This is a genomic window from Weissella hellenica, assembly GCF_005405545.1.
GTDB lineage: Bacteria > Bacillota > Bacilli > Lactobacillales > Lactobacillaceae > Weissella > Weissella hellenica.
Window position 1 is genome coordinate 231,054 of sequence record NZ_BJEG01000001.1, and the last position, 25,071, is coordinate 256,124.

General features: G+C 37.4%; 17 protein-coding genes, 4 tRNA genes and 2 pseudogenes. 17 read left to right on the forward strand and 6 right to left on the reverse strand.

What is annotated here, in order from left to right; all coding sequences use genetic code 11:
• Positions 1 to 12 precede the first annotated feature (12 nt).
• The 7 genes from FFM61_RS01105 (at position 13) to FFM61_RS01135 (ending at position 9,051) form a co-directional block, all read left to right on the forward strand.
• Entirely contained in the window at positions 13 to 1,908 is a 1,896-nt protein-coding gene (locus FFM61_RS01105) for a M13-type metalloendopeptidase (protein ID WP_074428000.1), read from the forward strand.
• A 185-nt stretch (positions 1,909 to 2,093) separates the two neighbouring features.
• The gene (locus FFM61_RS01110; protein WP_074427999.1) at positions 2,094 to 2,531 is read left to right on the forward strand and encodes a CopY/TcrY family copper transport repressor; all 438 of its coding nucleotides are present in this window, start codon (positions 2,094 to 2,096) and stop codon (positions 2,529 to 2,531) included.
• Between the two features lie 23 nt (positions 2,532 to 2,554).
• Positions 2,555 to 2,926, forward strand: a complete 372-nt coding sequence (locus tag FFM61_RS01115) for a cupredoxin domain-containing protein (RefSeq protein WP_074427998.1) — start codon at positions 2,555 to 2,557, stop codon at positions 2,924 to 2,926.
• Positions 2,927 to 2,951: 25 nt separating this feature from the next.
• Positions 2,952 to 3,221, forward strand: a complete 270-nt coding sequence (locus FFM61_RS01120) for a cupredoxin domain-containing protein (RefSeq protein WP_074427997.1) — start codon at positions 2,952 to 2,954, stop codon at positions 3,219 to 3,221.
• Positions 3,222 to 3,229: 8 nt separating this feature from the next.
• Positions 3,230 to 5,149: a copper-translocating P-type ATPase gene (locus FFM61_RS01125; protein ID WP_074427996.1), complete on the forward strand. Its 1,920-nt coding sequence runs from the start codon at positions 3,230 to 3,232 to the stop codon at positions 5,147 to 5,149.
• A gap of 278 nt (positions 5,150 to 5,427) precedes the next feature.
• A complete protein-coding gene (gene adhE / locus FFM61_RS01130) occupies positions 5,428 to 8,121 on the forward strand; it encodes a bifunctional acetaldehyde-CoA/alcohol dehydrogenase (protein ID WP_074427995.1) in 2,694 nt (897 codons plus the stop codon).
• Positions 8,122 to 8,220: 99 nt separating this feature from the next.
• Positions 8,221 to 9,051, forward strand: coding sequence for an exodeoxyribonuclease III (locus tag FFM61_RS01135; RefSeq protein WP_074427994.1), 831 nt, complete (start codon positions 8,221 to 8,223; stop codon positions 9,049 to 9,051).
• A 55-nt stretch (positions 9,052 to 9,106) separates the two neighbouring features.
• On the opposite strand, the gene FFM61_RS01140 is transcribed toward FFM61_RS01135, so the two are convergent.
• Positions 9,107 to 9,643, reverse strand: coding sequence for a TetR/AcrR family transcriptional regulator (locus FFM61_RS01140; protein ID WP_074427993.1), 537 nt, complete (start codon positions 9,641 to 9,643; stop codon positions 9,107 to 9,109).
• Positions 9,644 to 9,785: 142 nt separating this feature from the next.
• On the opposite strand from FFM61_RS01140, the pseudogene FFM61_RS01145 reads away from it, so the two are divergent.
• Positions 9,786 to 11,267, forward strand: a pseudogene (locus FFM61_RS01145) (DHA2 family efflux MFS transporter permease subunit).
• 1 nt (position 11,268) lies between these two features.
• Complete coding sequence (locus FFM61_RS01150) at positions 11,269 to 11,799, forward strand: DUF4811 domain-containing protein (RefSeq protein WP_074427992.1); 531 nt, start codon at positions 11,269 to 11,271, stop codon at positions 11,797 to 11,799.
• Positions 11,800 to 12,051: 252 nt separating this feature from the next.
• Here FFM61_RS01150 and FFM61_RS01155 read toward each other — a convergent pair.
• Positions 12,052 to 12,123, reverse strand: a tRNA-Glu gene (locus FFM61_RS01155).
• Positions 12,124 to 12,160: 37 nt separating this feature from the next.
• Positions 12,161 to 12,232 (reverse strand) — tRNA-Glu (locus FFM61_RS01160).
• 186 nt (positions 12,233 to 12,418) lie between these two features.
• On the opposite strand from FFM61_RS01160, the gene FFM61_RS01165 reads away from it, so the two are divergent.
• The 5 genes from FFM61_RS01165 (at position 12,419) to FFM61_RS01185 (ending at position 19,153) form a co-directional block, all read left to right on the forward strand.
• Positions 12,419 to 13,090 carry a histidine phosphatase family protein gene (locus tag FFM61_RS01165; protein ID WP_074428103.1) on the forward strand — a complete coding sequence of 224 codons (672 nt, stop codon included), beginning with the start codon at positions 12,419 to 12,421 and terminating at the stop codon, positions 13,088 to 13,090.
• A 7-nt stretch (positions 13,091 to 13,097) separates the two neighbouring features.
• Positions 13,098 to 14,384 carry a GTPase HflX gene (gene hflX, locus FFM61_RS01170; protein ID WP_074428104.1) on the forward strand — a complete coding sequence of 429 codons (1,287 nt, stop codon included), beginning with the start codon at positions 13,098 to 13,100 and terminating at the stop codon, positions 14,382 to 14,384.
• 330 nt (positions 14,385 to 14,714) lie between these two features.
• Entirely contained in the window at positions 14,715 to 16,442 is a 1,728-nt protein-coding gene (locus tag FFM61_RS01175) for an ABC transporter ATP-binding protein (RefSeq protein WP_074428105.1), read from the forward strand.
• On the forward strand, positions 16,432 to 18,219 hold the full coding sequence (locus FFM61_RS01180) for an ABC transporter ATP-binding protein (protein WP_074428106.1): 1,788 nt from the start codon (positions 16,432 to 16,434) through the stop codon (positions 18,217 to 18,219). Before FFM61_RS01175 ends, FFM61_RS01180 begins: the two co-directional genes overlap by 11 nt.
• A 199-nt stretch (positions 18,220 to 18,418) precedes the next feature.
• Positions 18,419 to 19,153 carry an SDR family NAD(P)-dependent oxidoreductase gene (locus FFM61_RS01185; protein ID WP_074428107.1) on the forward strand — a complete coding sequence of 245 codons (735 nt, stop codon included), beginning with the start codon at positions 18,419 to 18,421 and terminating at the stop codon, positions 19,151 to 19,153.
• A gap of 49 nt (positions 19,154 to 19,202) precedes the next feature.
• Here FFM61_RS01185 and add read toward each other — a convergent pair whose 3' ends face one another.
• Positions 19,203 to 20,213 carry an adenosine deaminase gene (add, locus tag FFM61_RS01190; RefSeq protein ID WP_083194561.1) on the reverse strand — a complete coding sequence of 337 codons (1,011 nt, stop codon included), beginning with the start codon at positions 20,211 to 20,213 and terminating at the stop codon, positions 19,203 to 19,205.
• A gap of 182 nt (positions 20,214 to 20,395) precedes the next feature.
• Here add and FFM61_RS01195 point away from each other — a divergent pair.
• Positions 20,396 to 21,747 (forward strand): annotated as a pseudogene (locus tag FFM61_RS01195) (NCS2 family permease).
• Between the two features lie 25 nt (positions 21,748 to 21,772).
• On the forward strand, positions 21,773 to 23,551 hold the full coding sequence (locus FFM61_RS01200) for an adenine deaminase C-terminal domain-containing protein (protein ID WP_074428109.1): 1,779 nt from the start codon (positions 21,773 to 21,775) through the stop codon (positions 23,549 to 23,551).
• A gap of 209 nt (positions 23,552 to 23,760) precedes the next feature.
• Here the strand turns inward: FFM61_RS01200 and FFM61_RS01205 are convergent.
• Positions 23,761 to 23,832, reverse strand: a tRNA-Asn gene (locus tag FFM61_RS01205).
• 47 nt (positions 23,833 to 23,879) lie between these two features.
• Positions 23,880 to 23,951, reverse strand: a tRNA-Asn gene (locus FFM61_RS01210).
• A gap of 391 nt (positions 23,952 to 24,342) precedes the next feature.
• Here FFM61_RS01210 and FFM61_RS01215 point away from each other — a divergent pair.
• On the forward strand, positions 24,343 to 25,065 hold the full coding sequence (locus FFM61_RS01215) for a MucBP domain-containing protein (RefSeq protein ID WP_074426734.1): 723 nt from the start codon (positions 24,343 to 24,345) through the stop codon (positions 25,063 to 25,065).
• The last annotated feature ends 6 nt before the right edge of the window (positions 25,066 to 25,071 follow it).

The following is a 25,071-nucleotide window of genomic DNA, read 5'->3' on the forward strand; positions in this document are numbered from 1 at the left end:
TGAGGTGAAACAATGGGGACTCGTCAACAAGATGATTTTTATAAAGCCGTCAATGAAGATTGGATTGCACAAGCAGTAATTCCAAATGATAAATCACGTACTGGGGGATTTATTGACTTAGCTGATGAAATTGAAGCATTAATGTTAGCTACAACCGATAAGTGGCTATGTGGTGACAATGTACCTGATGATAAGGTACTAACTAATTTTATTAAATACCATCGCTTAGCATCTGATTGGGAAACGCGTAATGCATTGGGAACGAAACCAGTTCAACCGTTGATTGAACGTTATCAAAATTATGCATCATTTGCAGACTTTGCCAATGATATGACTTCTTTAGAAAAGGCAGGCTTGCCGAATGCTTTGCCATTGGGAATTGCGCCTGACTTTAAAGATGCACAAACTTATGTCCTCTGGGCCGACGCTTTGGGCACAATTTTGCCTGATACAACATACTATGAACCAGGTCACCCACAAGGTGCTGATTTATTGCAGACTTGGCGTTCATCACAAGAGGCTTTGCTAGCTAAATTTAGTTTTGCTGCTGATGAAATTCAAGATTTACTAGATAAAGCAATTGAATTTGATGCACGGGTGGCTAAAGTCGTACTAAGTCAGGAAGAATCATCAGAGTATGCTAAATTGTATAAGCCATACAAGTGGACTGACTTTACCGCTTTAGCGCCTGAATTGCCATTAAATGATGTGGTAACAGCAATGATTGGTGAAGAACCAGATATGGTGGTGGTACCTGAGGAACGTTTTTGGCATGCTGCTGATCAATTCTTCTCTGAAGATGCCTGGCCACTATTAAAGGCTACTTTGATTATTGGTATTGCCAATGCCTACACAGGCTACTTATCTGATGACGTCCGTGTATTAGGTGGTGCTTACGGACGTGCTTTGTCTGGTACCCCAGAAGCTAAGAGTCAGAAAAAAGCAGCGTATTACTTAGCAGAAGGACCTTTTAATCAAGCGTTAGGTTTGTGGTATGCACATAAAATATTTTCATCAGAAGCGAAAGCAGATGTGGAAGACAAAGTAACAAAAATGATTGATGTATACAAAGAACGTTTGCAAAATACGACTTGGATGCAACAAGCGACACGTGACCAAGCTGTTGTGAAGTTAAATGCGATTAAACCACATATTGGTTATCCCGAAAAGTTGCCTGATTATTATGAAGATAAAATTGTTGATGAAGGAGCTAGCTTGTTAGAAGCCACGCAAAAGTTTGGTCGTCAAGGTGTTGCACGTGCATGGGCTAAATGGCATCAAACGGTTGACCGTGATGAATGGCATATGCCAGCGCACATGGTCAATGCGTACTATAATCCACAACAAAATCAAATTGTTTTCCCGGCTGCTATTTTGCAAGCACCATTTTATAGCCTGGACCAATCAGATTCAGCTAATTATGGTGGGATTGGTGCGGTTATTGCGCATGAAATTTCGCATGCTTTTGATACGAACGGGGCTTCGCTTGATGAACATGGTAGTTTGAATAATTGGTGGACTGATGAGGACTTTGCAGCCTTTAAGGAACGGACTCAAAAAGTTATTGAACAATTTGATGGCTTGGAATCATACGGGGCAAAGGTAAATGGTAAATTAACAGTTTCTGAAAATGTTGCTGATTTAGGTGGTTTAGCTGCCGCTTTAGCCGCTGCACAACGTGAAGAATCATTCTCTGCAAAAGAATTCTTTGAAAACTGGGCAACTATTTGGCGTATGAAGGCCCGCCCGGAATTGATGAAGTTCTTTGCTGCAGTTGATGTGCATGCACCAAATGAAGCACGTACGAATGTGATTGTTTCTAATTTTTCTGAATTCTATGAGACTTTTGATGTTAAAGAAGAAGACGGTATGTACCGTGGACCAGCAGATCGTACGATGATCTGGTAAAAATGGTTTAACTACTAATCAGAATGGATTGCGTTGTATCATTTAAAATTTAATTTTTTGCCACATATTTTAAGAACCTTAATTTATCGTATGATGAATTAAGGTTCTTTTTTGTTGACGTTTGTAAACAATAAAGATATAATGATTGTAGTTACAAATGTAAACAATAAAAAGGGAGTGATGTAATGGTGCAAGCAAGTGATATGTCAAATGCTGAATGGCAAATGATGCGTGTGATTTGGACAATGAAAGAGGCAACTAGTAGTGAGATTATTACTGCGATGCAGCAAAAGAAAAAATGGTCCGAATCAACAATTAAAACGTTATTGCGTCGTTTAGTACAAAAAGAGATGTTAATGACACAGAAAGTTAGTCGTCATTTTATTTATCGCCCCTTAATTGTTGAAGATGATGCGATGATTCAAATGACATCTGAGGTTTTTGAACGGTTATGTAGTATGAAAAAAGGGCATACGGTAGCTGAATTAATAACTGATATGCCTTTGAGTCAGTCAGATATTATGAATTTACAAGATATATTGAAGCAAAAAATGATGACGGCGCCTGAGACAATTGCTTGCGATTGTTTGGCGCCTGCATCATGTGAACGTTGTGCGGAATAACTAATATATAAGGAGCACTAATTATGACAAGAATGATAGTGTTGATTGTTGGGATTGCATTGATTGGGTTTATTGCTTGGTGGTTCTTTGGTAAACACGAAGCACAAACTGAGTCTGCTGTCGTTGATAATGATCAACAAAATGTTGACGTTTTGGTAAAAGGTGGCTATTCACCAGAACAAGTGGTTTTAAAGCAAGGCGTACCTGCCCAATTGCATTTTAAGCGGACAGATCCATCGAGTTGTTTAGATCATGTGGTTTTTCCGGATTTTGGTATTAATCAAGCACTGCCAGAAAATGAAACTAAAACGATCCAAATTGATACAAGTAAAGCTGGTGAGTATGAGTGGGCATGTGGAATGAACATGTTTCACGGTAAAGTAATTGTCAAATAATGAGTTAAGGAAAAGGGGTTACAAAATGAGTGATGTACAAAAGATTAATGTAAATGTTGCCGGGGGCTACGAACCAAGTGTTATCAATTTAAAGCAAGGTGTACCTGCAGAAATTACTTTTACAAGAACTAATGCGCAGGGTTGTTTAGATGTGGTACATTCTAATGATTTAAATTTTGAAGAGACACTACCTATTGACGAACCTAAAACAGTAACCATTGCGACTGATAAGCCAGGCGAATTTAACTTTAGCTGTGGGATGGATATGTTTCACGGTACCATTAATATAAAGTAGGTGACGAGATGAAAATAACGACACGGTTTTGGGTTTCATTAATATTGTCATTACCGATGTTGATTGAAATGGTGTTAATGCCATTTACTCACTGGATGTTGCCAGGTGGGCAAGTCACAATGTTGGTATTAACAACGATTGTGATGTTGATATCAGCGCGTCCATTTTTATCGAGTGCGTGGGCATCATTTCAAAAGCATCATTCCAACATGGATACTTTAATTGCTGTGGGTACCGGGACAGCATATGTTTATAGTATTTATGCAATGTTTACAGGCAGAGCTGTTTTCTTTGAAAGTGCCGCCTTTGTGATTACTTTTGTACTACTGGGTCAAGTTTTTGAGGAAAAAATGCGTGATAATGCCTCGTCATCTATTGAAAAATTAATGGATTTACAGGCGAAGGATGCACTAGTAAAAAGAAATGGTGAATTTGTTAAGTTACCATTGTCAGAAATTGTCACAGGTGATTTAATTAGCGTCAAACCAGGTCAAAAAATTGCGGTTGATGGTGAAATTGTTACAGGATCAACAACGATTGATGAAGCGATGGTCACTGGTGAGAGTATGCCAGTAAGCAAGCGTGTTGGGGATGATGTTATTGGCTCAACGATGAATATGTCAGGATCCTTTGTGTTCAAGGCTAAAAAAGTTGGTAACGACACCATGTTAGCGCAAATTGTTACGCTGGTAAAAAAAGCGCAATCAAGTCAGGCGCCGATTCAACAATTAACTGATCGGGTATCGGATGTTTTTGTGCCGATTGTGTTAGTTGTTGCAGTATTAACATTTTTAATTTGGTATGTTTTCATTGGTCATGATGTTGCAAATTCATTGATTTTTGCAGTTTCAGTTGTGGTGATTGCTTGCCCGTGTGCACTTGGTTTGGCGACGCCAACAGCTTTGATGGTGGGGACTGGACGCGGTGCCAAACTAGGGATTTTAATCAAAGATGGTGAAGTTTTAGAGCGTGCAAATGATGTTGATACCATTGTATTTGATAAGACTGGTACGATTACGGTTGGTCAACCTAAAGTAACTGATATTATTGGAGACAATCAGCAAGTATTAATGGTAGCTGCTCGGTTAGAATCAGGCTCAGAGCACCCATTGGCACTGGCGATCTTAGGTGAAGCAGATCGTCAACATTTTGAGGTAACGGCTGTTGAAAATTTTGAAGCAGTATCAGGTAAAGGTGTGCAAGCATTAGTTGATGGTCAGCAAGCATTTGTTGGTAATGAACGTTTGCTGCATGATTATGAAATAACAGATGATCTTAAGCAAAAAATGACCCAGTTGCAAGATGAAGCGAAAACAGTTGTCCTAGTTGGTTTGCAACAACAAATCATTGGCTTGATTGCCATTCAGGATACACCAAAGGATACGTCAGCTGCTGCAATGGCAGCATTAAAAGTGCGTGGCTTACGCACAGTTATGTTGACGGGTGATAATGAACATGTTGCGCAAGCAATTGCCAAAGAAGTTGGGATTGATGAAGTTATTGCCAATGTGTTACCGGCTGAAAAAGCGGATCAAATCAAAGACTTACAGGCAAAACATACAGTTGCCTTTGTTGGTGATGGTATCAATGATGCACCAGCGTTAACAACCGCTGATGTTGGTATTGCGATGGGTGCTGGAACGGATATTGCTATTGATGCAGGTGGTATTGTTTTGGTAAAGAATGATTTACGAGATGTGGATATGGCATTGGCATTAAGTAAAAAAACGTTTAACCGAATTAAACTAAACTTGTTTTGGGCCTTTGTTTATAATGTGTTAGGTATTCCAGTAGCGGCTGGTGTATTTTATAGTTTTGGTTTTATTCTAAGTCCAGAAATTGCTGGTGTTGCAATGGCGTTGAGTTCGCTATCAGTTGTGATTAGTTCTGTTTTGTTGGGTAGGACTAAGTTAGCATATAATGTTTGATTTGACTAAACATGAAATTTTCGTTTTTGGAAATTTCATGTTTTTTTGTATATTCACAAGCTTAATGATAATGAATTTATGTAAGCGTTTTATTTGTTAATTAATTCACAATATATAGAGTTTGAAGTAATTTTAAAGTTTGTGAAGATGTCGTTGCATCAGTTTTAACCGCTATTTTATAGCGTTTAACGGTTGACTGCTAGCTTGTATTTGATATAATTATATTGTTCAGTAATGAGCAATACGATTAAATCAGAACAATCTGAGAGGTATAAATCATGACTAATATGAATAAAAAGAAAAAAGTGCTAACACCTGATGAAAAAGCTGCCCATTATGCAGCAGCTGAAGAGATGACTAATAAATTAGTTGATCAAGCAGCAATCGCTTTACAAAAATTTGCAACCTATACACAAGAACAAGTTGATAAAATTGTTGCAGCGATGGCCTTAGCTGGTTCTGAAAATGCATTATTACTTGCTCATGAAGCGTATGAAGAAACAGGACGCGGTGTTATTGAAGATAAGGATACTAAAAATCGTTTTGCATCTGAATCTGTTTATAACGCTATTAAAAATGATAAGACTGTTGGTGTTATTTCTGAAGACAAGGTAGCTGGAAAAGTTGAATTAGCAGCACCATTAGGAATTTTGGCAGGAATTGTTCCAACGACTAATCCAACTTCAACGGCAATTTTTAAGTCAATGCTAACTGTAAAAACAAGGAATGTTATTGTGTTTGCCTTTCACCCACAAGCGCAAAAAGCATCATCTCATGCAGCTAAGATCGTTTATGATGCAGCAGTTGCAGCAGGTGCACCGAAGCATTTTATTCAATGGATTGAAATGCCCTCAATTGATGCTACGAATACATTGATTAAAAATCCAAAAATTGCATCGATTTTAGCAACCGGAGGACCTTCAATGGTTAATGCCGCTTTACATTCCGGTAATCCATCTATGGGAGTTGGTGCTGGAAATGGTGCAGTCTATATTGATAAAACGGCTAACGTTGATCGGGCCGTTTCTGATTTGTTACTATCGAAGCGGTTTGATAACGGCATGATTTGTGCTTCTGAAAATTCTGTTGTAATTGATGCTTCAATTTATGATGAAATGTTGCAAAAATTACAAGAACAAGGAGCATACTTAACACCTAAGCAGGATTATCAAAAGATTGCTGATTTTGTGTTTAAACCATCAGCTGATGGCTATGGTGTCACAGGACCAGTAGCTGGTCGTTCAGGTCGTTGGATTGCTGAACAAGCTGGTTTGAAATTGCCAATTGATAAGGACGTTTTGCTATTTGAACTTGATAAGAAGCACATTGGGGAGCCATTATCATCAGAAAAGCTAAGTCCATTACTATCAATCTATAAAGCACAGGATCGTGATGAAGCAGTTGAAATTGTACGCGCATTATTAAACTACCAGGGGGCAGGGCATAATGCAGCTATTCAAATTGGTGCGCAAGATGATCCATTTGTAAAAGAATATGCAGATCGTGTTGAAGCATCAAGAATTTTGGTTAATCAACCCGACTCAATTGGTGGTGTTGGTGATATTTATACCGACGCACTACGACCATCGCTAACGTTAGGAACTGGTACTTGGGGGAAGAATTCATTGTCGCATAATTTGTCTACGTACGATTTATTAAATATTAAAACGGTTGCTCGTCGTCGTAATCGCCCACAGTGGGTACGATTGCCTAAGGATATCTATTACGAGACAAACGCCATTACTTATTTGCAAGAATTACCAGATGTTGATCGGGCATTTATTGTCGCAGATCCTGGTATGGTAAAATTGGGGTTTGTTGATAAAATTTTGGATCAATTTGCTTTACGTGACGACCAAGTTAAGACATCATTTTATGGTTCAGTCAGCCCTGATCCAACTATTTCACAAGCAATTGATATTGCCCGCCAAATGGCTGATTTTAAGCCAGATACGGTCGTCTTGCTTGGAGGTGGTTCAGCATTAGATGCTGGGAAGATTGCTCGCTTCTTGTATGAATATTCAGCAACTAAGCCGGGTATTTTATATGATGATGCTGGTTTGAAATCATTATTCCAACAATTGGCCCAAAAATTTATGGATATTCGTAAGCGAATTGTGAAATTTGAGCATCAACGTTTAACACAAATGGTGGCAATTCCAACAACGTCAGGAACTGGTTCAGAAGTTACACCATTTGCAGTAATTACTGATGATGAAACACATGTTAAATATCCGTTGGCCGACTATGAATTAACGCCACAAGTTGCCATAGTTGATCCAGAATTTGTGATGACTGTGCCAAGTAAGACAGTTGCATATTCTGGGATGGATGCATTGTCACATGCCTTAGAATCATATGTTTCAGTGATGTCATCTGAATTTACGCGTCCTTGGGCATTGCAGGCCATTAAGTTGATTTTTGATTACCTAGAAGCATCATATCATTATGATGCCGCACAACCAACTAAGGAAGGTGAGTTGGCACGAACAAAGATGCATTATGCATCAACCTTAGCGGGAATGTCATTTGGTAATGCGTTCTTAGGGTTGAACCACGCAATTGCCCACAAGACAGGTGGTGCCTTTGGATTACCACACGGATTGGCTATTTCAATTGCGATGACGAATGTGATTAAATTCAATGGTGTCACTGGTAACGTGAAGCGCACGCCTTTCCCACGTTATGAAACCTATACAGCGCAAAAAGATTATGCTGATATTGCTCGCCACATTGGTTTGGTAGGTAAAAATGATGCAGAATTAGTAACGGCTTTAATTAATAAGATTAAAGAGTTAGCCGAACATCTTGATATGGACTTAACACTATCTGGTAATGGTGTTAAAAAAGAAGACTTTGATCGTGAATTATCAGGATTGATGGATTTGATTTATAATGATCAAACAACACCAGGAAATCCACGGCAACCAAAGTTGAATGAAATTAAGCAATTACTAGAAGAGCAGTTCTAAATAATATATTAACAACACCAGACAAAACTTACGCATAGTCTGGTGTTGTTTTTTGTTATAATGAACGCAACTGATAATTTGAAGAGGAACGGTGGGAAAATGAAGTTTATATCATGGAATATCGATAGTATTAATGCGGCTGTTGAGCATAAGTCGGCACGTGGGGAAATGACCTGGCAAGTATTGCAAGACATTGCAGCACAACAACCAGATGTGCTAGCGATTCAAGAGACAAAGTTAAAAGCAACTGGGTTAACAAAAAAACAAGCAACAGCGCTTGATGAATTGTTTCCAGGTTACCACCGTTATTTACGTACGAGTACGGGCCGTTCTGGTTATTCAGGAACAATGATGTTATCACGTCAAGAACCAATTAATGTAGAGATGCCGGAAATTGGTGCGCCTGGTGAAATGGACATTGAGGGTCGTGTGATTACGCTTGAATTTGCAAATGCCTATGTTTCAACGGTTTATACGCCGAATTCTGGTAGTGCGTTAGCTCGGTTGGATGATCGTCAATCATGGGATGATGTTTATCGGGCATATATTCAGCAATTGGATGCGAAAAAGCCGGTTATTTTTTCTGGTGACTTTAACGTTGCACATCAAGAAATTGATTTGAAAAACCCGAAGTCAAATCATAAAAAAGCGGGCTTTACGGATGAAGAACGTGGGCATTTTAGTTCTTTACTTGATGCTGGTTTTACGGATACGTTCCGTTATTTGCACCCTGATCAAACTGGTGTATATACATGGTGGGCACAAATATCAAAAACATCAAAAATCAACAATTCTGGTTGGCGTATTGATTATTATTTAACATCTAATCGTTTAGCTGATCAGTTGACTGAATTATCTGTTGTTGATACTGGTGCACGCCAAGATCATGCACCGATTATGTTGACGATGACGGATGATTTTAGGCTTTAAAAATAGAACATTGCGGTTGGAACAAAATAAAATGTTCCAACCTTTTTATATGCAATTACAAGATACTATTATTTAAGTAATGTATTGTTAGTTCAGCCATTTGTTTAGGTGATTCTTGTGTGCCAGATGTAATCCATTCTGAAATGATACTAAAAATTATGCCAACTATAACATATAGACGGTACCTTTCAATTGAATTTGCTGGCATATCACCAACTTGATTAATAATCTGATCAGAGAGTAATTGATAAAAATAATCAGATAAACCATTTTGTAGTAGTAACGCAATACGTTCTTTTTCTGAGTAAATTATTTCAAAACTTTCTTGAACACCAGGTAAATTATTTTGCTCATTTAGGAAGGGATTTTCTTTAAGTGGATAACGTCGATTAAGTTGTATTTGTTGAAAATAAAAGACTAATATATCCTCAATTGTATCGAAATTTCGATAATAGCTTGCCCGTGCGACATTAGAAGCTTTAATTAGCTCAGTTATTTTTATACTGGAAAAAGATTTTACTTTTAACAATTTAAATAGACCGCTAACGATTTGGTTTTTTACACGCAAATTTTCTTGCTGACTATGGTTCATACGAATTCTCCTGATACAGTATTGCAAATATTGACTCACTGATACATATTGTATCATAGTTTTTTTAATGGTACACTTTTTTAAATTCAGTGGAACGATTTGTTTCATTGAACAAATAAAAAAGAATGAGGCGAGAAGAGAGATGAAAGTAGACCAACACGGTAAAAGTTATAATCGCACGGTTGTGTTGTCTGTAATGATGATTGCTGCGATGTCGGGTGGTTTGATGCAAACATCGTTAGGAACGGCATTACCAACATTGATGACAGCGTTTGATATTAATTTGGCAACTGCACAGCAGGCTACCACGTGGTTTTTGTTAATGAATGGGATTATGGTGCCATTATCAGCGTATTTTGCAAATCGTTTTTCAACTAAATATTTGCATATTATATCGTATGGATTGTTAACTATTGGTGTTTTGATGAGTATGTTGACACCAGAAAACGGTAATTATTGGTGGATGTTTGTTGCTGGTCGTATTGTAGCAGCCATTGCTGTTGGTGTCATGTTACCGTTACTACAGGTTGTTATTGTGAATATGTATGCACCCAAAGAACGTGGTGTCGCCATGGGATTGATGGGCTTAGTTGTTGGAATGGCTCCTGCTTTTGGGCCAACACTAACAGGATTTATTTTAAATAAAGATCATACTTTATTTGGCATAACAATTTCGAATGATTGGTAATCAATTTTTATTTTGCCACTTATTTTAATTGTTGTTGCGACTGTACTTTCACCATTTTTTATTAAAGATGTGTTAAAGAACAAGCCAGTTAAGCTAGATTTGATTTCAATTGTCACTTCAACAGTAGGATTTGGTTTATTCCTATGGGGCTTCACAAATGTTAGTTCCGATGGTTGGGGTGACCTAGCAACCGTTGTTTCACCTATTGTAATTGGTGTTATTATTTTGATTATTTTTGGATGGCGTCAGTTAAAGCTGCCAGTACCATTTTTAGATATTCGGGTATTTTTAAATAAAAACTTTACTATTCCAACTATCGGATTATTGCTAGTCACTATGGCAATGTACGGGGTTGAGATGATGTTACCAACGTATTTGCAGAATGTACGTGGATTAACCCCATTAGATTCTGGATTAACCTTGTTATGGGGTGCACTATTCATGGGATTTGTAAGTCCGATTGCAGGTGCTTTATACAACAAGGTCGGAATCAAAAGATTGTCTTTTGTCGGCTTTTTCATTTTGTTATTAGGAACGCTACCTTTTGTGTTCTTGACCGAACAAACACCAACAATTATAATCACTGTTTTGTATGCATTGAGAATGGTTGGTATTGCCTTGCTAATGATGCCATTAACAACGGCTGCAATGGGGGCATTGCCTGATGAAAGAGCTGCAGATGCAACAGCAGCCAATAACACATTACGGCAAGTTTCAAGTTCTGTTGTGGTGGCCTTAATGACTTCTGTTGTTCAAAATGTTATCAATAATAATACGCCAAATGATGCGATGAAAAAAACAGCACCTTTACAATATGCTAAAAAAGCATTGGACGCGTCATTGGATGGTTTTCAATGGGCATTCATCATCAGCCTTGCTTTCGCAGTGATTGGTCTATTATTTGTTATCTTTATGAAAAATGAGAAGGAGGCCTAATATGATTCTGTGGATAATTGTTATTACAATGATATTGATGATTGTTAGTTTGCTACTGATAAATAATCGTCCATTACGTTATAGTTTGGGTGGATTATTCATGTTTGTGTTTATTGGCTTCGTAATTGCTTTATCAGCGAATATGTATAATCATTACGGTATGTCAAAAGAGACAACGGTACAGCGTAAGCAAATTTATTCAGCTGCACCTACAAATGTTCCGGTGGGGATGCTAATAACCAAAAAAATTGAAAATAATCATTATGTTATGATGTTTAAAGATTCAGCAGATGATCAGAAAGCTACTGCACATTTTGTTCCAGATGAAGATAATGTCTTAGACAGCTTGAAAAAATCAGCTAATTATAAAAAAACACATAGTAACACTGCACAAGTCGTTACGAAAACCACAAAATGGCAGTATAATTCTGATTTAATGTCATGGTTATTTAAATTTAAAGATGAAGACCGTTTAGTTAAAGTTACGCATACTGTGGAAATTCCAAATAATTGGCAAGTTGTAAATAAATAGTGTTGGATATACGATTTTAAAAATATTGTGACTAATACTAAAATTAGATAAGTTAAAGAGTTAAAGTGGAAGTAAGTGTTCCGTTTTAACTCTTTATTTTGTAGAATTGCTTCATTAGGTTATTGATGAACTTGCTACTTAATAAAAAAGAGTAGCTAAGGAAATTTTAGTGTTTTCCTTAACTACTCTCTAATTTAACCAAATTTAATTGGTTTTTTATTTACGTGTAATCAAATTGCTGATCTCTAAGTATAGCCCAACAGGGAGTCGAACCCTGGATTCCGCGCTGAGAACGCGACGTCTTAACCACTTGACCATTGGGCCATGATGATAATACTAGTTAGCCAAAGCTATTTATAAATAGCCCAACAGGGAGTCGAACCCTGGATTCCGCGCTGAGAACGCGACGTCTTAACCACTTGACCATTGGGCCAATACCATCATTTGCATATTAACAACAATAATTAACTATACATGTAAAGTCTATGACTGTCAATATGAATGTTTTATAAATCACAAATTTTATTAAATCATAATTGAAAATAGGCAACTTAATGAGTATTAAGACACTTAATGATACAATTATACATAACATACTAACAACGAAGAGGGATAAATAATGTCATTTAATTTATATTTTGTACGACATGGGCAAACAATTTTCAATCATTATGAACGAATGCAAGGATGGAGTAACGCACCACTGACGGATAAAGGGATCTCAGATGGTTATGCAGCGGGTGATCGTTTAGAAAATATTCGTTTTGATGGTGCTTATTCATCAGATTTACAACGTGCTATTCAAACAGCTGAATTTGTTTTGTCACGTAACAAGCAAAGTGGTGATTTGAAGGAACCGGAGCAATTACAACAATTCCGCGAACAATTCTTTGGCTTTTTTGAAGGGTTACCTAGTAAAAAAAGTTCACAACTAGTTGCTGAAAAGAATGGTTTCAAAGACATGGATACCTATAGTGACTTAATGACTAACCTAAGTCAGGATGAAGTCATGGATGCGATGCATGCTGCTGATCCAACTGGTGACGCTGAAGACGCCCAGATGTTTTGGGCACGAGTTGAAAAAGGGTTAGCACAACTACGTCGTAATACACGTGAAGGACAAAATGTCTTAATTGTTTCACATGGTACATTGATTCGTAATTTAGTGGCCAAATATGCTTCACACGAACGAGCAGCTGAAAAGCCTGAAAATGGTTCAATTACAATTTTTGAAGTTTCTGATGAAGGTATGAAACTAAAGACCTATAACGATACAACAACGAGGTGGTAAAACATATATGATAGAAAATGAGCAACATCCTAAACGCCAAGTTATTTTAGCCGGATTAGATCAGCAAAATGAAAATTTTGAATATGAAATGACAGAATTGGCTAATTTAGCAGCGGCAAATAATATGATTGTTGTGGGGCAATTAATTCAAAAACTGGAAAGACCTAATGCATCAACGTATTTTGGTAAAGGTAAGGTGACTGAATTAAAAGAAGCTTTAGAATATTATGGGGCAGAAATGGTGGTGACTAATGATGAATTATCACCATCACAAATTCGTAATCTTGAAGCTGGGACACAAGCCGATATCATGGATCGAACAGCCTTGATTTTAGATATCTTCGCATCACGAGCTAAAACAAAAATCGCCAAATTACAGGTTGCTATTGCGCAACTAAAGTATCAATTACCACGTTTACGTACATCTATGAATGTTCGGCTAGATCAACAAACTGGTGGTGGCGGTGGTAGCTTTACTAGTCGTGGTGCTGGTGAAACTAAGTTAGAAATGAATCGTCGTCATATTCAACATCAAATTTCATTAATGCAAGCTGAATTAACAAATATTGAAGCTGATGATGAGACGCGTCGTGCTTATCGTGCTAAGCAAAGTATTCGTAATGTTGCTTTGGTGGGTTACACTAATGCAGGTAAGTCAACGATTATGAATGAATTGGTAAAACGATTTGGTGATAATAAGGAAAAAACAGTGTTTCAAGCAGATATGCTGTTTGCAACACTAGAGACGTCAGTACGTAAAATTCAATTACCAGACAATCAAAATTTCTTACTATCTGATACCGTTGGATTTGTGTCAAAGTTGCCTCATGGTTTAGTGGCAGCCTTTCGAGCAACATTAGCTGAAGCGGCTGATGCAGATTTGTTAATTCAAGTTGTAGATTATGCAGATCCACATTATCAAGAAATGATGGCGACAACTGCAAAAACGTTAAAAGAAATTGGTGTTGGTGATATTCCAATGGTGACAGTTTATAATAAAGCTGATCAAATCCCAGAACAAGTATATCCTGATCGTACTGGTGATACGCTGGTGCTATCAGCATTGGATTCAACATCACAAGATACACTCGTTGACGTCGTTAAAGAACATATTTTTGCTGACTATATCACAACAACATTGCACATTCCGTTTAGTGATGGCCAACTTGTTAGTGAATTAAATGAGCAAGCGACGGTACACGAACTTAGTTATGATGAGTCGGGAACGGTTATGAAAGTAACATTGACCCCAATTCAGGTTGCTAGATTTGAAAAGTATCAAATAAATGAATAATCAATAGTTATACTTAAAAGGCGCTAGCTAACATCCAAAGTTAACTAGTGCTTTTTTTGACTGAATATTGTGCATAAGCAGTTTTTTATGCCGTAACGCTTATTAAATTTCATTAAATCTTGGATAAATTCCAGTTAACAAGCACGTGAATAGTTAAAAATTGTCATTAATAATCATGATGCTATTTTTTGACTTATGACAATCAAAAGTGGCGGCATTGTTTATTATTAAGGATTAAATTTTTTTGTGAACTAAATTAACAAAAATGACATCACAAGTGATACAATATCGTACTACACAGATAAAATTAAATATTTGGAGGAACAGCAAATGAAGTTGTTAAAGCCTTATTGGAAAGGCTATAAGTTTGACCTAATAGTTGCTATCTTGATGGTCTTAATTTCGTCGATTGCGATGCTATTGCAACCCATGTTGTTAAGTAATATTGTTCAAGCGATTACAGATGATAATATGAACAAAGTTAATCAAATTGGATTACAATTATTAGTTTTAGCAGTGATTGGGTTAGTAGCAGGGATTATTAATACAATTTTTGCTGCACGTGCCTCACAAGGTATGGCAGCCGATGTGCGTGAAAGTGCATATCGTAAAATTCAAACATTTTCATTTGCGAATATTGAAAAGTTTTCGGTTGGAAACTTAGTTGTTCGACTAACTAATGATGTGACGCAAATTCAAAATGTTTTGATGTTGGTACTACAACCACTAATGCGGATGCCGATTCTGTTTATTGGTGGCTTTATTTTGGCAGTACGCTCAATTCCACAATTATGGTGGATCATCCTTGTTATGGTCATTTTGGTTGGTTCAGTTGCTTATTATGTGGCAACTCATATTGGTAAAAAGTTTGGCCGCATTCAATGGTTGATTGATAAAGTTAATAATAAGGTTAAGGAAAACCTGCAAGGTGTGCGCGTTGTTAAGTCGTTTAACCAAGAAAAAGCTGAAGAAAGGCGATTTACTAATGTTTCAGATGAATTAAAAGACGTCAACATTGAAATTGGTTATTTCTTTGCCATGGTCATGCCGGCATTTATGTTTATTGGCCAAGGATTGATGGTAGTCGCTATTTATTTAGTTGGAAATATGGTTGATACTGACCCAGGTTTGTTAGCGCAAGTTACTGGTTTTACTAATTATATTATGATTATTATGAATGCCATTATTATTGGTGGGATGATGTTGTCATTTGCAACACGTGCATTAGTTTCAATGGGTCGTATTCAAGAAATTATGAAAGCTGATCCTGAGCTATCATATAGCAAAGATGGTCAAAAAATTACTGACGGTCGTGTCGTATTTGATAACGTTGGTTTTACGTATGATGGTGAGGAAAAGCCAACACTTCAGAACATTAGTTTTGCAACTGAATCTGGCCAAATGATTGGTATTGTCGGTGCCACTGGCTCTGGTAAATCAACATTGGCACAATTGATTCCGCGCATTTATGATCCAACATCAGGATCGGTTAAAATTGGTGGCGTTGATTTGAAAAATGTTGATGAGGTTTCATTACGTGATGCAGTCGCTTTTGTACAACAAAAAGCAACACTATTTTCTGGGACGATTGCCGATAATTTAAGGCAAGGATTATCAACGGCTGACGAATCAGATATGAAACGGGCAGCCGATATCGCACAAGCCTCTGAATTTATCGAACAATATGATGATAAATATAATCACGTGGTGGAAGAACGTTCAGCTAATTATTCTGGTGGACAAAAACAACGTTTGTCAATTGCGCGAGGTGTCATTGCATCACCTAAAATATTGATTTTGGATGATTCAACCTCTGCACTGGATGCGCGCTCGGAAAAGTTGGTTAAAGAGGCCCTTGATGAGCAGTTAAATGACACGACAACTTTTATTATTGCTGAAAAAGTTTCATCCGTTATTAATGCGGATAATATTATCGTATTGGATGAAGGAAAATTAGTTGCTTATGGCCCACATCGTGAGCTGTTGGAAACGTCACCAGTTTATCGTGAAATTTATGAAACGCAAGAAGCAAAGGAGGTGCGCCACGATGACAAATAATTTGTCTGAATCAATTCGTTTCTTTTCACATTATTTGAAGCGGTTTAAGTGGTCTTTGCTGGCGATTGTTGTTTTAACAATTACAGCGACTTGGCTACAAGTTAAGGCACCTGTTTATATGGGGCGCTCGATTACGGAATTATCAAAGTATTTGATGACCTATCTAAATCCTGTTACCAAGAGTCAAGCTAATTTGAATGACTTCCATCAAGCTTTGTTCTTGTTTGCTGGCTTTACGTTGCTGATTTTAATTGCGTTATTCTTAAATGCTTTGACACAAGCAGTTGTCGCACCTAAATCAGTTAATGATATGCGAACAGGTTTGTTCGCTAAGTTGCAACGCATGACGGTACGTTATTTTGATAATCATCAAGACGGTGAAATTTTGTCGCGTTTTACATCTGATTTGGATAATATCTTTAATGCAATGAACAATGCTGTTTTTCAGATATTGCAACAAGTAGTCATGTTCATTGGTGTTATTTGGATGATGTTCAATGAGAGTCCTAAGATGGCAACTGTGACGATGGCGTCAACGCCAATTGTGATCATTGTTGGTGTTATCATTATGGTTCAAGCTAAAAAGTATGTTGATATTCAGCAAGCTGAAGTTGGTCACTTAAACGGTTATATTAATGAACAAATTAATGGTGAAAAGGTCATTATTACTAACGGGCTACAAGAAAAGTCAATTGACGGCTTTATCGAGCATAATAATAAAGTACGTCATGCCATGGTTCATTCACAGGCATGGTCAAATATATTAAATCCGATTATGCAGGGATTGAGCTTGGTTAATTTGGGGATTGTGATTTTCTTTGGTGCAACACAAGCTTTGTCTGGCGATGTGGCATCACGTGCAGCTGGGTTAGGATTGATTGTGACATTCGTGTCATTTTCACAGCAATATTTCCAACCAATTTCTCAAATTACGTCCCTTTACAATATGATGCAACAAGCAATGACTGGTGTTCACCGTGTTAACGAAATTTTGGCACAAGATGACGAAGTTAAACCAGCAGCTGGTGTGAAGTTTAATGGTATTAAGCATGATGTTAAACTACAAGATGTTCATTTTGGTTATAACCAAGAACGTGAAATCATCCATGGCATTAATATTGACGTTAAAAAAGGTGAGATGGTTGCGTTAGTTGGTCCAACTGGTTCGGGAAAAACGACGGTGATGAATCTTTTGAATCGTTTTTATGATGTGACATCGGGAGCAGTATTGTTTGATGGTGTTGATATTCGCCAAATGGATTTAACTTCATTACGTGATCATGTTGGTATTGTGTTGCAAGAATCTGTGTTATTTAGCGGGACAGTTCGTGATAATATCACTTTTGGTAAGAAAGATGCGACCGATGAAGAAGTGATTGATGCCGCTAAGCAGGCTAATATCCATGACTTTATTATGACGTTAGAAAATGGGTATGATACCGAAATTTCGGATGAAAATTCAGTGTTCTCAACTGGTCAAAAACAATTGTTATCAATTGCGCGTACGATTTTGACAGAACCAGATCTATTGATTTTAGATGAAGCAACGTCAAACGTTGATACTGTGACAGAAGAACGTATTCAACGTGCGATGGATAATGTGATTGCTGGTCGTACAAGTTTTGTAATTGCGCATCGTTTAAAGACAATTTTAAATGCTGATAAAATTGCCGTGCTAAAAGATGGTAATATTATTGAGCAAGGTAACCATGAGAGCTTGCTAGCTCAAAATGGTTTCTATGCTAGCTTATATAAGAATCAAATGATGTTTGAGTAAAAATGAAATTACACACAAAGGTTGTCATAAGATCACGTTAGAGTGGTTGCAGTGATAACTTTTTTGTTGGCTCTTTATTATAGTGAAAAAAAGCACAATCTATAAGTGAAAGCGCTTGCTAAATCGAGAAGATTCATTATAGAATAGTTTTATAGATAGGTAAACGTAAACATTGTGTTCTTTGAGAGGGGATAAACTCATGGGAAAATTTACAGATAAAGTTTCAGTTGTTACTGGTGGTGCTTCTGGAATTGGATTAGCATCAGTAAAAAGCTTGTTATCTGAAGGGGCAAAAGTTGTGATTGCTGATTTTTCTGACAAGGGTGACGAAGTGGCTGCATCATTGGGGGATGAAAGCAGCGTGTTATTTGTTAAGACTGATGTCACCGTTGAAGATGATGTGAAAAACGTCATTGCAAAGGCAGTGAGTCAGTTCGGCTCGCTAGATATCATGGTAGCTAATGCAGGAATTGCTCGTGATGGTAATATTACCGATATGTCATACAAGCAATGGTCAGATACTATTGATATTAATTTGAGTGGCGTGTTCTTATCTGATAAATACGCTATTGAACAAATGCAAAAGCAAGGTCACGGTGGTGCTGTTGTCAATATGGGATCAATTCACAGCTTTGTTGGTAAAGTTGGTGTGACAGCTTATGCGTCAGCCAAAGGTGGTGTAAAGCTATTGACGCAAACACTAGGTGCAACTTATGCCTCTGAGGGTATTCGAGTTAATGCGGTAGCACCAGGTTATATTGATACACCGTTAATTGCTGGTGCTGATAAGGAAGCCTTGGTTGCCTTGCACCCAGCTGGACGTTTAGGTAAGCCTGAGGAAATTGGTAAAGTTGTTTCATTCTTGGCAAGTGATGATGCATCATTTGTTAACGGAACAACATTGTTAGTTGATGGTGGTTATACAGCAATCTAATAAAAAAATAAAAAGAGGTTTAGAAAAATCTAAACCTCTTTTTACGTTATTAATTTATTTTGGCATAATCATTTAATTCTTTAATATAAATAGCTTTCTTTTCATCGCTAATCCATGAGGTTTCAAATGCATTACGAGCTAGTTTGATGATTTGTTCCTTGGTTAAATCATAGGTAGTCGCTAATGCGTAATAGTTATCAGCAATATAACCACCAAAGTAAGCAGGGTCATCAGAGTGAATAGATACTTTAGCATCACGCTCTAATAATGATAAGACTTCTTCACCTTTCATCTTTGGTGAAACATATGTGTTTGAAAGAGGACATGAAGTTAAACCAATATGGTGCTTTACGACAAAGTCAACTAAATCAGGATCTTCAACAATATTTGTACCGTGATCAAGTCTTTCAACGTCCATTTGTTCAAGGGCTTGACGGATGTGCTCAATTGAATCTTTTTGATCAATGTCACAGTGTGTTGTAAGATGCAGACCAGCTGCTTTAGCATCTTCAAATTGACGAGCGAATTTTAGAGGTGGATTATTATGTTCGTCGGAATCTAAACCAACACCGATAAACATATCCTTATATGGTAACGCTTGTTCAAGTGTTTGACGGGCAGATTCTTTTGAGAAGTCACGTAGGAAACACATAATTAAATCAGCATCAACGTTTAAAGCTCGTGCATCAACAATGGCACGGTGTAAACCAGTAATGACGTCTTTAAAACTAACGCCACGACTAGTGTGGGCTTGTGGGTCAAAGAATATTTCCACGTGACGGACATTATTTTGTGCAGCCCGCTTGAGGTAACTAAATGCTAATTCATAAAAATCTTGTTCATGTTGTAAAACATTCATTGCTGGATAATAAACACCCAAGAAGGAAGCTAAATCATCGTATTCGTAGGTTTTTTTAACTTCATCGATCGTTTCTTGGCCAATATCGATATGATTGCGTTTAGCAAGTTTTAGTTTTAGTTCTGGTTCAAGCGTTCCTTCAATGTGTAAGTGAAGTTCGGCTTTTGGCATATTTTGCGTAAACTCACGTGTTACCGTCATAATGTTTATAATCCCTCTTTTCATTGTTTTAATAACGACATAAAATCATTTTACCATGATTAAATGATTAGTCAAATGATTAAAAAACGAACAATAGTGTTGAATTTAAAATTAATGTATGCAATAATTCGATTTGTTGCTTAAAATAATTTTCATGAAATTAAGAGGAGAAGAGAGAAATCATGAATGAATTTGACGGGTCTAAAGTACAACCAACTGGCTTTTTAGATAAGTTTTTTCATGTTTCAGCACAAAAATCAACTGTTAAGCGCGAAATGTTAGCAGGGGTTACCACTTTTGTGTCAATGGCATATATTTTATTTGTTAATCCAAGTATTTTGGGTGCTGCAGGTATGGATAAAGGTGCTGTATTTACAGCGACTGCATTAGCAGCAGTTATTGGATGTGTGTTGATGGGAGTGTTGGCAAACTACCCTATTGCAATTGCGCCAGGCTTAGGTGATAATGCTTTCTTTGCTTTTCGGTTGTTTTGGGAATGGGAATTCCTTGGCAAAAAGCAATGGCTGGTGTGTTCGTGGCGTCGATTTTGTTTACAATTTTGTCGTTTTTAAAAGTACGAGAAGTTGTCATTGATGCTATACCACAGGACTTAAAATATGCCATGGCTGCTGGAATTGGTATTTTTATTGCGTTCGTTGGCCTACAAGGTGGTGTCCTAATTGTTGCTGATAAGTCTTCGTTAGTAGCGATTGGTTCGCTAACGGTACCAACGACTTGGTTGACGATTGCCGGTGTGTTTGTTATCGCAATTTTAATGGCTAAACGGGTACCAGGTGCTATTTTTATTGGGATTGTAGTGACAGCAATTATTGGTTTAGTAACGGGCTTGATTCCAATGCCTGATCAGATTATTTCTATGGCACCCAGTTTGGCACCAACATTTGGTGTGGGTGTTACCAATTTGCCATCGATGCTTGATCCACAAATGTGGGCTGTTGTTTTAGTATTTTTATTGGTTGCATTTTTTGATACAGCTGGTACTTTAATTGGTTTGGCACAACAAGCTGGCATTATGAAGAATGGTAAGATGCCACGGATTGGTAAAGCTCTGATGGCAGATTCGTTATCAATGTTAGGCGGGGCTGTTATGGGAACAACGCCCACTGCGGCTTATGTTGAATCTTCAGCTGGAATCTCAATGGGAGGTAAGACCGGATTAACATCGATTACGACGGGAGTATTATTCTTGTTTAGTTTGCTGTTCTCGCCATTGTTAGGTGTGATAACGGATCAAGTAACAGCGCCAGCATTGATTGTGGTAGGTGTTATGATGGCCTCATCCTTGCGTGAAATTCATTGGGATGAATTTGAATTAGCATTGCCGGCATTTCTAACAGTTGTCGGTATGCCACTGACATATAATATTTCATACGGAATTGCGTTTGGCTTTTTGACTTATCCAATCTTGATGACAGCTGCTGGCCGTCGTAAAGAAGTTAACGGCATCATGTGGGCAATGTTGATCGTCTTTGTTGTATTATTGTATGTTTTAAATGTGTTACCAAAACAGTAATTGATTAAGGGAATAGGGGAGTAGAATGACAACTTTAGCAGAATTAGAAAATTATATTGATGCCGGGGCAGCAAAAATTGCAGCAGATATCGTAATTGAAAATGGTACCTTGGTAAATGTTGATACAGCAGAATATTATGCAGCAAATGTGGCGATTTATCGTGACCGTATTGTCGCAGTTGATGCCGATGTTTCAGACTATGTTAATGCAGATACAAAACACATTGATGCAACAGGAAAGTACATTGTGCCTGGTATGATTGATGGTCATATTCATGTTGAATGTAGTAAGTTGAGCTTGACCCGTTTCTCTCAAGCAGTTGTCCCACATGGTACGACGAGTATTGTATCTGGTTTAGACGAATATATTTCTGTTGTTGGCTTAGATGGTTTAACAGAAGTGTTTGACGAATTAGCTACGTTACCAATGAAAGTAATTTGGGGTTTGCCTTACAAGACCCCTTATACGATTCCAGAATCAACGGTTGCTTATAATGTAACTGGTGATGATCATGATGAATATCAAGCTTTAGAACAAACGTATGGTGTTTGGGAAACTGTTCGAGAGGCAATTCAAACCAAAGATGAAGATACATTGCGTGCAATCTTAGCAGCGCAAAAGTATCATAAGCCTATTTTTGGTTGTTCACCAATGGCCACCGGTAAGGATTTAAATCAATTTTTGATGGGTGGTGTTCATATTGATCATGAAAGCTATAGTCATGAAGAATTTTTAGAAAAAGCACGTAAGGGGTTGCGTGTTGTTATTCGTGAATCATCGGTTACAAAATTCTTGGCTGAAAATATCAGAGCAATTACTGAAAACACAGCTAATGTTGCGCGTCATACGAGTTTTTGTACTGATGATGTTAATGCGCATGATATTTTGACACATGGGCATTTAGATCATATGGTCAAGCTAGCTATCAAAGCTGGTGTTAGTCCAATGACGGCCATTCAAATGGCAACGATTAATGGTGCCGAAGCTTATCATGTTGATAATCAAGTTGGTTCAGTTGCACCAGGTAAGCAAGCTGATGTGTTATTAGTTGATGACCCAACTAATTTTAATGTTGAGACGGTTATCAGTAAGGGTGAAATCGTTACGGTTGCTGGTGAAGAGCAAATGTCATTGATGCCACCAAAACGCAGCGCAAGTATTCTAGATACGGTTCATCATAGTCCGCTAACTGCAGATGATTTTGCTTATCATGTGGCTGATGATGCTAAACAAGCAGTTGTACAAACGATTAATAGTGTGGGACCATTTGTTCGTAAACGTTTAGATGTGACGTTGCCAGTTATTGAAGGGGTTGTTCAACCAAGTGTGGCAGATGATGTTGCATTGGCATCAGTTATCGAACGCTATGGCGTCAATGGTAATCATGCTCGTGGATTTATTTCAGGTTGGTCAATTAAACGTGGTGCCATTGCTACTACGATGGCACCTGACGATAATAACTTAGTCGTTGCTGGTGTTAATACGCAAGACATGGCTTTAGCTGCTAATACATTAATTGCATGTGGTGGTGGTCAAGCTGTGGTTGTTGATGGTCAAGTTATTTCATTGCTTGAATTACCAATTGCCGGTATTAATACGGACATGGCACCGAGTGAGTTAGCACAAAAAGAACTTGATTTGAAAGAAGCGGCTCGTCAATTGGGTAGCCAATTACCAGATCCATTATTCTATCTATCGTTTTTGCCAATTACGTCTATTCCAGATTTGGCATTAACAGATGGGGGAAATGTTGATTGTCCTAATTTAAAGTATTTTGATCCAATTCTTTCTTTAGAAAAATAGTGCGAGACAAAATACTTTTGAAGTCGTCAATTGTGTTGTAATGAGGTTTCAGACTTTTGGAACACGTTTATGCGATAAAATTACATTTTTAATTAAAAAAGTTGGGACATCTTTTTGCCCCAGCTTTTTTTATGCTTATATCTTTATTTTGATATATTTTTATGCAAAAAAGCATCGAACATATTACTAGTTCGATGCTTTTGTTATGACTGCTCTGGCTGGGTTCGAACCAGCGACCTCCTCATTAACAGTGAGTTATTCTACCACTGAACTACAGAGCAAAATTGATTAAATGATTAGACATAAGTGACATATGAGACCTATGTAACTGCTCTGGCTGGGTTCGAACCAGCGACCTCCTCATTAACAGTGAGTTATTCTACCACTGAACTACAGAGCAATAATTGTTTAAATCAATAGATTAACTATACAACGCTTCTTATTAAAAATCAACTATAAAAATGAATGTTTTTTAATTTTATTTTTATATAAAGTAAAACTATTTAGAAAAAGATTTTATTATTTTTATTCAACCCTATTTATAAGTTGTTTGCCATGATTAGAATAAAATTCAAACTGAATTGTTGATGTCTAATAGGTATTCATTAATTAGTGCGTGTTCATAATATACAATTTATAAAATTAAAAGTCAACAAGTTAAATGAAAAAAACTTAATCTTGATAAGATAGTATATTAAGAAAGCGTTGAAGAAAAAGGATAATAAAGCAAGAAAAAATACAATTTAATTGGTATGATAGAGATAATAAAAAACGATGAGGGGGCGACACAAATGGCAAAATTTCAACTAATGGGAATGCCAATCTGGGTTTATGCCAAAGATATTGATACAAAGGGTGCAATTGAACGTGCAAGATTGATTGAGGGACACGTTGATGAGTCCTTTAATGTTGAACCAAAAGAAATTGATGGTTATCGTTTTGTATCTGCAGCTGGTGTCACTGCAGGGGTCTTTACGCAAGAAGATACGCATACGATAACGTTTTATTACCGGCATGCGCAAGTGGCCGAGACACAAGCACTGACAGATAAATATTTACATGTTTTTTCTGAAGTACAACCAGTCGTTTCGATTGAAGATCAAACGGCAATTGGACAAAAATTATGGTCAGGATCCGTTGCTAAAGTAGCGCAACGAATGGCATCTCGTACCGGTGAGTTTTGGTATCAATTAGCTGATTCAAGATGGGTCAAGTACGATATGAGAGTTATGAAATTAGCGAATGATGATGGCCGTAATCAACGCCCAGCATTTGATTGGCAACGCCCAACGAATTGGGAGCCTGTTACGTATCATGCAACAGGGAGTGTGGACTATGTTCCAGGCGCAGACATTGCTGTTTATGCACAACCATATGGGCGTGAGATTGGACGGTTACAGCATGGTGTCGAAATTGAAATAACAGAAAAAGTAATTGATTCAGCACAAGTTACTTGGTATCACATCGCACAACAAGGGTGGATTTCAAGTATTTATGCATCATTAGACGATTAAAACAGC